Source organism: Paraglaciecola psychrophila 170 (assembly GCF_000347635.1).
Lineage (GTDB): Bacteria > Pseudomonadota > Gammaproteobacteria > Enterobacterales > Alteromonadaceae > Paraglaciecola > Paraglaciecola psychrophila.
This window is the reverse complement of sequence record NC_020514.1, coordinates 4,170,492-4,184,579: the sequence shown is the minus strand read 5'-3', so window position 1 is coordinate 4,184,579 and position 14,088 is coordinate 4,170,492. Positions and strand designations below refer to the sequence as shown.

At 41.8% G+C, this 14,088-nt stretch carries 8 protein-coding genes; 4 read left to right on the top strand and 4 right to left on the bottom strand.

Annotation, left to right across the window (positions count from 1 at the left end):
- Positions 1-7: 7 nt before the first annotated feature.
- A complete protein-coding gene (locus tag C427_RS18285; RefSeq protein WP_007639250.1) occupies positions 8-1,636 on the bottom strand; it encodes a serine hydrolase in 1,629 nt (542 codons plus the stop codon).
- Positions 1,637-1,646: 10 nt separating this feature from the next.
- Complete coding sequence (gene pbp4b, locus C427_RS18280) at positions 1,647-4,139, bottom strand: penicillin binding protein PBP4B (protein WP_007639252.1); 2,493 nt, start codon at positions 4,137-4,139, stop codon at positions 1,647-1,649.
- Between the two features lie 381 nt (positions 4,140-4,520).
- On the opposite strand from pbp4b, the gene C427_RS18275 reads away from it, so the two are divergent.
- From C427_RS18275 to C427_RS18260, 4 genes are all read left to right on the top strand, one after another.
- Positions 4,521-7,535, top strand: a complete 3,015-nt coding sequence (locus C427_RS18275) for a TonB-dependent receptor (protein WP_007639254.1) — start codon at positions 4,521-4,523, stop codon at positions 7,533-7,535.
- 227 nt (positions 7,536-7,762) lie between these two features.
- Entirely contained in the window at positions 7,763-9,586 is a 1,824-nt protein-coding gene (locus tag C427_RS18270) for a glycoside hydrolase family 3 protein (RefSeq protein ID WP_007639257.1), read from the top strand.
- A gap of 12 nt (positions 9,587-9,598) precedes the next feature.
- The gene (locus C427_RS18265) at positions 9,599-10,801 is read left to right on the top strand and encodes an acyltransferase family protein (RefSeq protein ID WP_007639268.1); all 1,203 of its coding nucleotides are present in this window, start codon (positions 9,599-9,601) and stop codon (positions 10,799-10,801) included.
- Positions 10,802-11,009: 208 nt separating this feature from the next.
- Positions 11,010-11,858: a MurR/RpiR family transcriptional regulator gene (locus C427_RS18260; RefSeq protein WP_007639284.1), complete on the top strand. Its 849-nt coding sequence runs from the start codon at positions 11,010-11,012 to the stop codon at positions 11,856-11,858.
- A 59-nt stretch (positions 11,859-11,917) separates the two neighbouring features.
- On the opposite strand, the gene C427_RS18255 is transcribed toward C427_RS18260, so the two are convergent.
- Complete coding sequence (locus C427_RS18255; protein WP_007639285.1) at positions 11,918-13,054, bottom strand: exo-beta-N-acetylmuramidase NamZ family protein; 1,137 nt, start codon at positions 13,052-13,054, stop codon at positions 11,918-11,920.
- A 41-nt stretch (positions 13,055-13,095) separates the two neighbouring features.
- A complete protein-coding gene (murQ, locus tag C427_RS18250; protein ID WP_007639287.1) occupies positions 13,096-14,025 on the bottom strand; it encodes an N-acetylmuramic acid 6-phosphate etherase in 930 nt (309 codons plus the stop codon).
- Positions 14,026-14,088 lie beyond the last annotated feature (63 nt).

Genomic DNA, 14,088 nt, shown 5'->3' with positions numbered 1-14,088 from the left:
CTACTTTTCAGTGGGCTGGCGTTTTGGGCGAGGTGAGTTTAGTAAAATCTAAATCCTGAAAATCATAACTAAAATCGATGTCTTTTGATTCAGGGGCGAGTGTCATGCCAATCACAATGCCTTGATTATCGCGTTTTAAATGAATAATCGCGTCGGCTTCTAGACTGCGGTCGTGCCAGCGTATCAATAAGTTATCTTTGCTGTTTTGCAGATATAATGTGCCTACCAATTTTTCCACCCGTGATGAATGGATTTGTAACCCTGCTGATTTGTTATCGGGGGAACTATGAGGAGTCTGTTCAATAATAAAATGTCCCAACCATGGATCATCATAAGTACCTATATAAGCATTGAAGTCGGTATTATTTATGCTTGCTATAGTATTGTCCGGACGGCTGTTATCAGCGTTATCGGTTGTACCTGATGGTTTTGTGGCAGAGTGATTTTTGGGTGGAGGGCTAAATTTAGCTAGCCAATCGCTGCTGGTATCGCCTAAGTAGGGTTTCATGGCGGTGTACATCAAAGCACTACGAGCGGCACTCGACTGCTGATTAGTCAGTACCACAAAACCTAAGTCTAATTCTGGAAATAAACTCACAAAAGAATACATGCCAGCTAAGCTGCCGCTGTGGTGAACTTGCAAATAACCATCCATATCATTAATACGCCAGCCTAGTCCGTAGGCGCTAAGGTGGGTATTGTCGAAACGTTTACTGCGCCAAGACACGGGCATAATAGTCTGCGGTGTCCACATCATGCGGTGCTGCGTTTCAGAAAATAGTGATTTACCGGCAGCTGTTTTTCCTTGATTAAGCTGTACTTTCACCCATGTCAGCATGTCGTTAAGGCTGCATTGTATGCCCCCAGCCGGTCCTGACACACTGGGTTTGTCGGGGGCGATTGGTCGTATGATAGTTTGAAGTTTGCCATTTACAATACCGTGAGGTGTGGCTATGTCGGCTTGCCTTTGTGCACTGACGTTACCCGCAAAACAATGTGTCATACCTAAGGGCTGCATGATCCGTTGCTCAACAAAGGTTTCCCAACTGTTGTCAGTAACGGCTGGAATAATTTCGCCAGCCACAATATACAGCAAGTTGTCGTAGGCATAGTCAGCCCGAAATTCCCCAGTGGGTTTTAGATAGCGTAAATTATGCAACACTTCTTGGCGTGTGAAACTAGAAGGCTCGGGCCACAACATTAAGTCGCCTGCTCCCAACCCCAAACCACTGCGATGAGTGAGTAAGTCGATGAGGTTAAACTGTTCACTGACCCAAGGGTCATGAAGTTTAAAATCAGTTAAGTAACGTTGTACTTTACCGTCCCAGCTTATTTTACCTTCATCCACTAAAATGGCTAAAGCCGCCGCCGTAAAAGCCTTAGTATTTGAGGCTATCTTAAAAATACTATTGCTATCGATAGGTTCTTTAGACCCTATTTTTTTTACCCCAAAGCCACGGGCCGTTATGACTTTACCGTTTTTGACTATGCCAATAGCAGCACCTGGTATTTGCAAGATTTGCATAATTTGGTGTACTTTTTTCTCATTCAAAGTGGCAGACTCAGCTTTAGTGAACCCAGTTAATCCAATTAATAGCAGGCCGCAGACTAAAAACGTGGGTGATAAACTCTGCATTAAGGTGTTCCTATTGATTATCTAAAACGGCTTCGTATACCAAACTAATAATACTGCCATACTTACCCGTTTCAAATAATTTGCCACTAAATTCTGGTCCTTTATCCTCTTCTTGTTCGACAATCTCACTATGACGAGCGTTGGTGAGTAATATAATGGCAAGGTCATATTCAGGATCGATGACTGTCACTGTTCCCGTCCAGCCAGTATGGCCATAAGCATAAGGGCTGGCATAAGGACCAAAGTGCCACTTACTTTCCCCATGACCCGCGCGGCGCCAGCCCAAGCCAAAACTACCGTTTCCTTCTTCCGGTTTAACAAATTCATCGAGTACAGCGTGCTCAAAAACTTTGGTTTTACCATAACCTCCTCCATTCAATAGGGTTTGGCTCAATACAGCTAAATCATCAACAGTGGAAAACAACCCTGCATGTCCGGCGACACCAGCAAAAGAATGAAAGGCTTTTTCATCATGTACTTCACCTTGCAATACATGAGTACGCACATTTTCAAAGTCTACAGTGCCACCTCGGGTGTTACCCATTATTTCTGTGGCTGCAAACTGGCTTTTAGTAAAGCCTTTTTGCAATGGATTAAACAGGGTGTTATCGATGCCAAGAGGATGATAAATCTGTTGTTCTACATATAAATCTAAATGTTCAAACGTCACGCGTTCAATCAGTAAACTGAGCAACATATAATCGGTGTCGCTGTATACGGCTTGGGTTTGTCGACCCATTTCAAAAGGTACCCGGGATAATAGTAAATGTTCGGTGCGCTTTCTATTTTGAGAAAAAAACTGTGGACCCAATTCATTGTCTTTAGTGAAAAAACGTACTTGAGGAGAATAACCTGCGGTGTGTGTTAGTAGGTCGCGAATCAACCTACCTTCGCGGCCTTGTCCTTGATACTCTGGTAAGTAGTCATTAATAGGTCGAGTGACATCAATCTTACCTTCTGACACCAATTTCATTAGCGCAAAATTGGTGGCAAACATTTTGGTATTCGAGGCTAAATCAAATAGCTGAGAGGTTTGCATCTTAATGGGATGTTCTAATAACTGCCCTCCGTCGGCATATTTTCGAGCATAACCGTAGGCGCTGCGTTTGATGATTTTTCCATCTTTCAATACCAGCAATACTGCGCCGGGGAAACCTGCATCGATATCACTGTTTATGAGGTTGTCCACTTTAGCAAACGTTTGACTATTGGCTGCTTCTTCGAGCTTTAAGGTAGGGAAGGGGATCATGACCTGAATAGAACTGCCCTGAGGTAATACATTTTCAACCCGTAGGGTGTTTTCGCCAGTTTTAGTGCGTCGCGCTAAAGAATAGCTATAACGCTGATAAGGCTGCAGGATATCGTCGATATTGAGTTTTTCGCCGTTGACATAAATATCAGCACTTTGCGCATCATGATTATCAATAATGATCTTGCCTTCATTTACATAACTTTTGAAAACGTTACGATCGTTGACCCATTCACGTGTACTTCGATCTGTATTGGGATATGTCTCATTGACTTGGTAATAGCCTAAGGTAACCGATTGTTGCACCGGCTGTTTTTCTGCTTCGTAGCGTTTTAATAGCGCATCGATGTGTTGCGGGAAATATTTGTCAATTAATGAAAATAAAACCGCAGCGGTTTTACTGTCGAGCTTGCCATTAACCGACCAAGGTAAAAAATGCATTTGAAAGGCTGACAAAGTATCTAGGGTTGCACTGTCGGCCATACCGGTTTCAACAATGCCATAACCATAAGTGCCTAAGGCATGTTGTATCAAACTAATACTGGGTGGGTAGGCGTTAAACATTTCCCAATATGTTTTCAGAGTGTCATTGTCGTACCAAGCCCCAATACCTCGTTGATACAGTTGATACCAAGGAAAACGTGGGCCAGGATCGTTCTTGCGAGTAGGTGCAATGTCGGAATGGCCTATGACTGCTGTAGGCGATATATCAGGATTTCGCGCCAGAATGTCTTTGGATAAGGTGATTAATAGTTCTATTTGTTTGGGGTCATAGTCAGGAAAAATGCAGAGTCGACTTGGATCATTTTGTCGTTTTTTTAGATCGACACTCGTATTGTCACGCATACATTCAGGCACATTGACTATTTCGATACCTATAGATTGATCATTTAAGTCCTCTCTACCCTGCCAGTAACTTTTACCCGCGTGCCACGCGCGGCTAGATTCGTCGACTAATTGAATCACTTTTAACTGACTGTCTTGATAGCTGGGGTCATTACGCTCGGGTATCAAGTAATGTGAACTCAAGCCACCTTCATCAACCAAGGCCGTCACTGATTTTTGATAATCAATAGCGGTGTAATGCATCACCAAAAACTTGATCCGTTGGCTATAGTTTTTAGACTGCATATGAGACAAGGACAATGATTTACAGCTAACAATAAATATTGTCAGCAGGCTAATAAAGCATATTCGACGTGATGATGACCCAATGGTTCGCCATTTTGATTGATACTTAACACAGCGCTGCATGACAAACTCCACCTTTTAGAATAAATAATTATTATTTTAGGAAATATATGGAATAATTATTCTACACATATTTATGACGCAATAACATGTGATTTTATACATATATTTCCGATTTAAAATACGAATACAACCCTTATCCCTCTAAAGTTGTCTTTACTCGTATGAATATATTATTCAGATGTTTGCGTAATCCATTAAAATATAAATTATTACTATTAATTGTGATATTTGGAAAATATTATTCTTGACGTTGTTGCCTATAATTTGTTAAATAATGGGGAGCCCTGTACGAAATCATCAATTAACAATAAGAATGTTAGTAACAGAATTTGTGACAGCAATGTCACCTATATCAATAATTTACAATAACAGGTGGTACACATGTCAACACAGCAAACAAATTTTATAAAAAAGCGCCTGCATCAGGCTGTCTGTAAAACATTAAGGACTCCGGCAGCATCTATCTCAGCTCTCATGCTAACAGGTGCATTAATGAGTGCGCCGGTTATGGCTCAGCAATCGGGTAGTATCAAGGGTAAAGTGAGTACTGAAGTAGCCGGTATTTCAGTTGCGGGTGTAACGGTTACTGCTTCTAGTAATATAATGCCCAAGCCCCGTACTGCCACCACAAAGGCTGACGGTAGTTATACACTGCCTGCATTATTACCCGGTCAATACACACTTAACTTTATATCGTCTGACGGAACTGTAAGAGAAACAACGGTCGAAGTATTCTTAGAGCAAGCTTCCGACGTGAATATTGCCCTTAACGCAGCACCTGTAGACAGCACAGAAATTATTTATGTGACTGCCTCAAAAATTATCCGTGAGGGTAATGCTTCATTAACAAACTCCTTGAGTAAAGATGTTATTGAAAAAATACCCACTGGCCAAAATTATCGCGACTTGTTAGCCGTTATTCCTGGCGTACAATATTCAGAAAATACAACTTTAGGCCCATCAGCTGGTGGTTCTGGTCGTGATAACAAATACGGTTTTGATGGCGTCGATATATCACTACCTATGTTTGGTAATTTAGCCTCTGAACCTTCAACTCACGATATTGGTAGTGTCACAATTGACCGTGGTGGTGCTAAGGCAATCGGTTTCAATCGTTCTGGTGGGTTGTCTATTAATACCCTGTCTAAATCAGGCACCAATGAATTTCATGCTGATGTAAAATACCAAATTCAACCCAAAAGTCTCTATGCGGATAAGGATAATCTTAATGGCGAAAAATATGACTTCAATAAAACCTGGATTACGACTAGCATCAGTGGTCCACTCATTGAAGATGAGCTGTTTTTCTACGCATCCTATTTTCGTCCTGAAGATGACAAACCTAATAAAGAAAATGGCCGTGGCTCAGTCAAAGATTTCAGTAGCATTCGTGACGAATATTATGGCAAGTTAACTTGGGCACCAACTGCTCAACTGCTGTTAAATGCCAGTTTACGCACCTCTGAGAGAATTGACAAAGGCCTATCAGTTGGGGCATTTGACGCTGACTCAACATCAAATGGAAGTAAGACCGATCAGGATATTGTCACTTTTGATGGTTCATATTTAATCAGTGATGAGACCGTTTTAAGTTTCCAATATAATTCCTTTAAATTGAAATCTGCAGGTGGCCCTGATAACTTGATACCCAATATCTCACCTCGAATAGGTGATTCGCTGGATATCTCTCAGCTCGATACCTTGGGGTTGTTTAATGTGCCAAAATTTGACTTAGATAATCCACTTTACGACAGCGCCGCCGCTTTACCTTTAATACAGCAGTACGGTTACTTAGACGCTGATGGCGTATTAATCGCAGGTGGTTCGGTCGGGGTTGGCTCCACCATTAATAATCAAGATTTTAACCGCACCAGCTTTGAAGTTAAATTAGATCACGACATGGAAATCGGCAACACTAGCCACAAAATACATCTTGGTTTCCAATGGAAAGAAAACGAAGAAATTTTATCTCGCTTGTCTAATGGCTGGGGCAGTATTAGTTTTATTGGAGGAGAAACACCTGATAATTATGAAGGCACTGTTCCAGTGTATTATCAGGCAACTGTGCAACAGATGAGTTTAGAAACAGATTCAGGCGGTGTTGTACCAGCCATTACTTCTTCATCAGAAAGCTTTAATATTGAAGTTAACGATGAGATTACTCATGGTGACTTTACTTATAGCCTAGGAGTAATGTTAAGCAACGATATTTTGTATGGCCAAGGCTTGAAGAAAAACACTAACAATGTGTCAGGCTACGAAGTGGCAGAGGGTCATAAATACGAAATGTATGAAGTGGACTTTTTAGACATGATCCAACCTCGTCTAGGTATCACTTGGGCCTATTCAGAAAACAGTACCGTGTTTGCTAACTTTGCGAGCTACAATCCAGAGGCTTCATCTTTGGCCCGTGCCGCTTCATGGGCACGTAATAGTCAGAAATCCATGCAGGTGTTTTTTGATGAATCAGGTAATTACCTCAGTGACCAGCCTGCTAGCGGCTCGTCGGGTAAATTCTTTGAAGACAGTCTAAAGCCTCGGCGTACTGACGAAATAACTATAGGTGCAACCAAAGCCGTTTCTAACGAACTGTTAATACGTACCCATGTACGTCAACGTAAAGCCTTTCATGCTTGGGAAGATACCCCTAACACTGCACGTCTTGACGGAAAGTATCAGAGCCCCTTTGGTGGTGTGCCAGACAATATAGCAGATAAAGGTTTATACATTGAAGACTTAGCTGCTTATCGCGATGAAGTGGGTGGTTCTTCTTACGTTATTGCTGAGCTGGATGGCTCTGAAAATACTTATTATGAATGGAGTATCGAAGGTGAATATGTGGGCGACAATACTTATTTAAATGTTTCTTATGTATGGAGTCATTATTTCGGTAATTATGACCAAGATATCACCAGTGGTGCCTCTGATGGTAACTTGTTTATAGGCTCATCTAACTTAGCTGATGGCAAGGGTCGTCAGTTATGGGATGGCAAATACGGAACACTAAATGGCGATAAGCCTCATGTCTTAAAAGCTCTAGGTTATTATACTACCGATTGGAATGCCGATATTGGCTTTAACTTTGTTTACCAATCTGGTGATGTATGGGAAGCGTGGGATGGTTCACTTTATGGCTACTCTAGCTCTACCATTCGTTATGCTGAAACTGCAGGTAGCCGTCGCGAAGCAAGTCATTGGCAGCTAGATTTAAACTACGCACAAAGATTTCAGTTAACGGATGATTTAGAACTGAACTTTAATGCCGAGGTTTATAACGTATTTGACAATCAAACGGGATATAACTATGACCCCTATGTTAGTAACGATACATTTGGTGAAGCCCGAAACTTAATCAATCCTCGTAGAGTCCAATTGTCGGTGAGTATTGCTTATTAATGATCACTATCGCATTGTTCTATTAACTTAAAAAAAGTGTTAAATCCTCGCGAAACGCGGGGATTTTTCATATTAATTTTCCATATTAACTTTAGAATATTAAATAATTTATTTTTAGGTGAGCCTGCTACATTCTTATCTGATCTAATGCATAAATTTACAATAAGTAGTTAAATATCTTGATTAAAGTACCGTATACAGTGATTAAATTTTCCGCCTTCTGCGTTATGTTATTGAGTGCATCTTGTGCCGTAAAAACAAAAGTAGATCCAATATTAAACCCAATCGTCGCTCAAAAATTAATGCTTGATTTACGGTATTTTTGTGATGATGCTGATCTCGAAAAAACGTGCCGAACACCTGTAACTAAGTTACCTCAACCATTAGCAGATATGATTAGTGATACAGGTATCGGTGGTGTCATTTTGTTTGCTGAAAACCTACAAAATACCCGACAAATACTGACCTTAAATTATGCCTTGCAGCAAGCTGCAAAGAGAGCAGGGCATCTACCGCTGTTTATCGCTATCGATCAGGAAGGTGGTCGGGTGGTGCGTTTGCCGCAAAACTTGGGCACGTCATTTGCGGGCAATATGGCGATTGGTGCCACCTTTGCTAAGCACGGAGACAAGTTTGCCCGTGAAAGTGGCGAAATTATGGCCAAAGAATTAATGTCACTGGGTTTTAATGTTAATTTTGCACCTACTGTAGATGTAAATGTTAATCCGTTAAATCCGGTGATCAATGTGCGCTCATACGGTGAAGATGCGAATATAGTGGCGCAACTGGGCACGGCGCAAATGGCGGCGATGCAACATCAGGGCATGATCGCTACTCTAAAACATTTTCCGGGGCACGGTGACACCAGTGTCGATAGTCATACCGGCTTGCCCAGAGTCGATCACGATCTACAACAAATTGAAGCCGTTGATTTAAAGCCCTTTAGTTATGCCATAGACCGTGATGCACCGGGCATGATCATGACGGCACATATTCAGTATCCGCAATTAGATAACACTGAATTTATGGCTAAAGACGGCAACACTGTGATTTTACCGGCCACTATGTCCCGCAAGATCCTGACTGATTTACTCAGAGATAAAATGGAATTTAAAGGCCTTATAGTTACTGATGCATTAAACATGGCGGGCATTGCTCATTACTTTGACCAGACTGAGGCGGTTGTTCAAACCTTTTCAGCCGGAGCAGATATTGCGTTGATGCCAATAACTATTAGGCGTCCATCAGATATTGCTAACTTAAAACAGCTTATCAGTGATGTGACTAACGCGGTGCAGCAAGGGCGCTTAAACCGCAAAGAGATTGACGTTTCGGCACAGCGTATTGCTGCACTCAAAGCAAGCTATCAACTGTCGAAACCACAAACATTACCGATTGACCAGGCTATTGTTAGTGCACAGGCAACCTTGGACTCGCTAGCTCACAAAATGGTTGAACAGCAATTGGCCAACAGCGCCATCGTTATGATTAAAAACAGCGGTGTGTTACCCCTTGATAATAGTGTGACCAATCTGCTGTTAGTGATGCCAGATACCACTAAGTGTATGGGATTAACCCTTGCGCTAAAAAATCGTTTACCGACCTTAAATATTAAGTGCAACAGCGTGGCTAGTGTCGATGCTGACGTCAACTTGTTAGCCTTGGATCAAGTTGACATGGTTATCACAGCGGATATCACCCCAGATCAAAGCTTAGCAGAGCTAGGTGGCATGGACGATATCCAGCACAGGCGTGAACGTAGTACTAAACAGCAGCAAATTAGCCAACAGTTAAGGATGTTAGAAGCGGCGCAACAGCTAGGTAAAAAGACGCTGTTTATCAGTTTGCGTACACCATACAACAGCCGTTTGTTTGCACCCTATGCCGATGCCATTTTAGCCAGTTTTGCTTATCGGCTGACCAAGTCTGAGTATATGGACGACTCTGGTCGTTCTATTACGCAGTACGACGGACCGATTTTTAATGCTTTAGCAGACGTGATCAGTGGTCGTATTCAAGCCCAAGGAAGTTTGCCTGTTACGGTTCAATAAGGTGGTGTGTTTATGATGTCAGCGCTTAAAGCGCATTGTCAGTCTATCTATCAGCATGTGCCAGCCAATCGGCTGCTGGCTTTAGATGTATTTAGAGGCATGACGATTACCGCTATGATCTTAGTGAATAATCCTGGCAGCTGGCAATATATTTATTCGCCTTTAGCCCATGCAAAGTGGCACGGCTGGACCCTAACCGACTTAATTTTCCCCTTTTTTATCTTTATTGTTGGGGTGTCCATTTCGCTGTCGGGGCAGCGTCAAAAAGAGCAAGGGCTAGGTCATGGGCATATCATCCACCACGCTCTGCTGCGTATGTTTAAGCTACTGCTATTGGGCTGTTTTTTAGCACTGTTTTATTACAATTTTAGTGCTGCCGATTATGACTGGTTTACACAGCGCCTGATGCAAATGCGTTTTATGGGCGTGTTGCAACGTATCGCACTGGTATACATGGCTTGTGTCTTGTTATGGCTATTTTTGTCGCGCCTGCAGCTGGTAATTTGTATGCTCGCTATTTTGGTTGCCTATTGGCTGGCAATGGCATTTATTCCTTATCACGATGACCTAGGCAATCAATACGTGGGCTTATTAGAATATGCTAATAACTTGAGTGCTTGGTTGGACAACTACTTATTTGCTAAAACCCATCTCTATTATTCCAGCGCCCAGCCATTTGCGTTCGATCCTGAAGGCGTCTTAAGTACATTGCCGGCGATTGCTAGTGGTTTAAGCGGGGTATTGGCAGGGCAGTGGTTGTCGTTTAGCCATCATTCTATGCGTCATAAAGCCAAATGGCTGGCCATTTGTGGGGTGGTTGCATTGTTGTTGGGGCAAATGTGGGCTCATTGGTTACCCATTAATAAAGCATTGTGGACCTCTAGTTATGTGTTGCTTACCTCTGGATATGCCGCATTAATATTAGCCGGTTTGATGTATGTGTTGGATATCAAACAGTGGCGATTGTGGGCGGCCCCTTTTGTTGTATTTGGCGCTAACAGTATTGCCTTTTTTATGTTTGCCGGTGTGGTTGGACGGTTAGTGATCATGGTGCATATAGGTGAGGTCAGTGTAAAAGCGTGGTTATATTCGCATTTTTACAGACCTTGGCTGGGCGATCTCAATGCATCTTTAGCTTATGCTGTTAGCTTTTTAATACTGTCTTATCTGGTTATGTTTGTGATGTATCGTAAACACATTTTCTGGAAAGTATGAGCCACATTTTGCTTAAGGCTTTTTAACAGGTGGTCAGTACAAAGTAGCACTAAATAAAAGTGTGAATAAAATATTAATTTAGAATAATTTTTTATACTTTGCTTTAAATGCCTGTATTGCTTTACGTTTTTATAAAATATGTTAATTAACTAAGAGTCTTTGGGTTACAATTATTCTTAATTTATAAATAAAATATTTACGAGTGACAATGTCAACATTTACAAAAATCAAAGCGCTTAAGGACTCGTTGTCGATTAGTGAACTTAAACTAGCAAAATTTGCATTGGACTCATCTAATGCTATTCGAGAGTTGTCTTCACAAGAATTGGCCAATGTGGTCGGTGTTAGCCAATCCAGTGTGGTTAAGTTTTCTCAAAAATTAGGCTATAAAGGCTATCCAGCCTTCAAAATGGGCATTATTGATGCATTAAATAATTCTAGTACTAACAGTAACTTGCACGGTAAAATTACGATTAATGACAGCTTCGCTCAGATGTCTGAAAAATTACTGAGTAGCAAGGTGTCTGTGTTGAATGAGACACAGACGTTGAACGATGAAAAAGCATTTATTGAGGCGGTTGAATTTCTTAAGTCGTCGAAACGCATTTTGATTTGTGGCCTAGGTGGTTCAGCATTAGTAGGTAAAGACTTTTCTTATAAGTTGCAAAAGTTAGGCATGATGGCTATCGAAGAAGTTGATACCCACGCACAACTGGCGTTTGCTGCTACCTTAGGTGAAAATGACTTAGTGTTTGCTATCAGTGAATCAGGCAATACTAAAGAAATGATTAATGTCGTATCTGAGGCGAAACGCAATAAATCCAAAATAATTTCTGTGACGCGATATGGCAGCACACCCATTTCTGATATGGCCGATGTGAAACTCTACTCGGTGGCAGATGATGAATCAGCTCGTTTGTCATCTATTCTGGCCAGAACAGCCCAAGAATTTATCATTGATATTTTGTTTATTGCAATCACTCAGTCATCACGTCAAGGACGTCAAATCCTTGAAAAGACCAATGCAGTGGTGAGTGACTTTAGACGTCTGGCGTAGATGAGATGATGAAACGTGGTCAGATAAAATAACATTTACATAACAGCCTATTAATTTTGTTACTCTGGATAGAGCAGATAGGGTTTACGTAGCTGTTTGAAGGCTTGTATGCCCGGCTGCCAGCTTTGTTTTATCTGCTGAGCACTTTGCCCTTGCTGAATCGCCAACCTTAATTGGTTGCTGCCAGCTAATTTGTCCATAAAGTCGGGACGCTCAAAGAAGTTAAGGCCAGACGCAGTAAATTGCTGGTAAGCTTTAACAAACATCTGTAAATCTAAGCCTTGCTGTGAACTGTGTCGTAAATCGACGCCTAACAAAACCTGCTCTTCTAATTTTGGGCGTAATGCTGCGCCAGGCATAGACTCGGGGCTAAAACTAAAATCTCCTAAAGGCACAATGTTGTGACCGATTACCTGAAATGGGAAGTCTGTGCCACGGCCCACGCTGATCGGTGTGGCTTCAAAAAAACACAACGAAGGGTACAGTTGCACAGACTGGCTATTCGGTAAGTTAGGGCTGGGAGCAACAGGTAAATCATAGAGCATATCCCGGCGATAATGGGTGTTGGCAATGGTGACGAGGGTTAGTTTATCTGCGTCTGTTATCCATTGCTCACCTTTAATCATAAGGGCAATTTCGGCGACGGTCATACCGTGTAACACTGGAATAGGGTGCATGCCCACAAACGATTGATAAGCAGTGTCCAGAATAGGGCCATCAGTAAACCCGCCATTAGGATTGGGTCTGTCGAGTACCATAAATTGAGTCGACGACTGTGCGGCAGCTTCCATCATGTAATGCATAGAACTAATATAAGTATAAAAACGTACACCGACATCCTGAATATCAAAAATGACGATATCCACTTGACTCATCATGTCTTTTGACGGCTTCTTGTTTTTACCGTATATCGAGGTGATCTGAATCCCGGTTTTACTGTCGATATCATCACTGACATGGGCGCCAGCATCATGGTCTCCACGGAAACCATGTTCTGGGGCAAAAATACGCACCACATTAATCTGTCTTGATAACAGAAAGTCGACTAGATGTAAGTTAGCAACCCGCGAGGTTTGATTAACGACTAACGCCACACGTTTGTTTTTTAATAACGGCAGGTAACGTTCAATTTGATTTGCTCCTATCTGAATTGAGCTAGCAGGGGGCTTCGAAATACATCCACCTAAAGTACACATTAACAGGATTAAACCGCATACTCTGACACGGCGCCTAAGATTCAAGTTACAGCACCTTTGGACTCTACAGCGGCACGTAAAAAACCATCATTCTGTTTCAGAAAAGTTATTGCATCCGTTGCCTTTACATCCGTTAGTATCATCATAATCGCGACCTTGGCTTCGTTTCCCGCAGCCAGCAATGCATCAGTGGCAATTTTTTCATCACAATCAGTTGCCTGCATGACAATTAACAGTGCTCTGGCATATAGCTTTTTATTGCTGGCATGCACATCTACCATTAGATTTTGATAGGTTTTACCTATTTTGATCATACTGGCTGTGCTTAGCATATTAAGGATCAATTTTTGTGCTGTGCCTGATTTCATACGCGTAGAGCCTGTCAGAATTTCTGGCCCAACAGCAGCACAAATATCCACATCAGCAGCTTTGCCAATGGCTGAGTTAGGATTACAACTTACTGCAACTGATTTGGCGCCAATCTGTTGAGCATATTTTAAGCCTGAAAGGACGTAAGGTGTGCGACCACTGGCAGCAATGCCAACCAATACATCTTTGGCATTGAAGTTAATTGCTTTTAAATCTTCTATGGCGGCTTCTTGGTCGTCTTCGGCACCTTCTACCGCAACTTTTATAGCTTTTTCGCCCCCCGCGATAATACCAATCACAATATCTTTTTCGATACTAAAAGTGGGAACACATTCTACTGCATCTAAAATACCCAAACGACCACTGGTACCCGCGCCGAAATAAATTAAACGGCCTTTGTTTTTAATGGCCTCAACAATGGTATCTACCGCTATTCCTATATTTTTTAGTGCCGGTTTTATGGCAAGTGCCACTTTCTGATCTTCTTCGTTAATTTTTTGCAGAATGGCATCAGTTGACAATAAATCAATGTTTAAGGTGTCGGGGTTTCGCGATTCCGACAAGATAGTATTAAGCTCACTTAAAAGTGGATTACTATTCATATTTATTTATTACTCTTATCACTTTGCTGGACACATCTTATGTGTTTGATACGTATATGGTAC

Bases quoted from the DNA above. Each gene is read 5' to 3' on its own strand.
- C427_RS18265 (WP_007639268.1), top strand. From the start codon at position 9,599: ATGATGTCAGCGCTTAAAGCGCATTGTCAGTCTATCTATCAGCATGTG.
- C427_RS18255 (WP_007639285.1), bottom strand. From the start codon at position 13,054: ATGTGTACTTTAGGTGGATGTATTTCGAAGCCCCCTGCTAGCTCAATT.
- murQ (WP_007639287.1), bottom strand. From the start codon at position 14,025: ATGAATAGTAATCCACTTTTAAGTGAGCTTAATACTATCTTGTCGGAA.
- C427_RS18275 (WP_007639254.1), top strand. From the start codon at position 4,521: ATGTCAACACAGCAAACAAATTTTATAAAAAAGCGCCTGCATCAGGCT.
- C427_RS18285 (WP_007639250.1), bottom strand. From the start codon at position 1,636: ATGCAGAGTTTATCACCCACGTTTTTAGTCTGCGGCCTGCTATTAATT.
- C427_RS18270 (WP_007639257.1), top strand. From the start codon at position 7,763: ATGTTATTGAGTGCATCTTGTGCCGTAAAAACAAAAGTAGATCCAATA.
- C427_RS18260 (WP_007639284.1), top strand. From the start codon at position 11,010: ATGTCAACATTTACAAAAATCAAAGCGCTTAAGGACTCGTTGTCGATT.
- pbp4b (WP_007639252.1), bottom strand. From the start codon at position 4,139: ATGCAGCGCTGTGTTAAGTATCAATCAAAATGGCGAACCATTGGGTCA.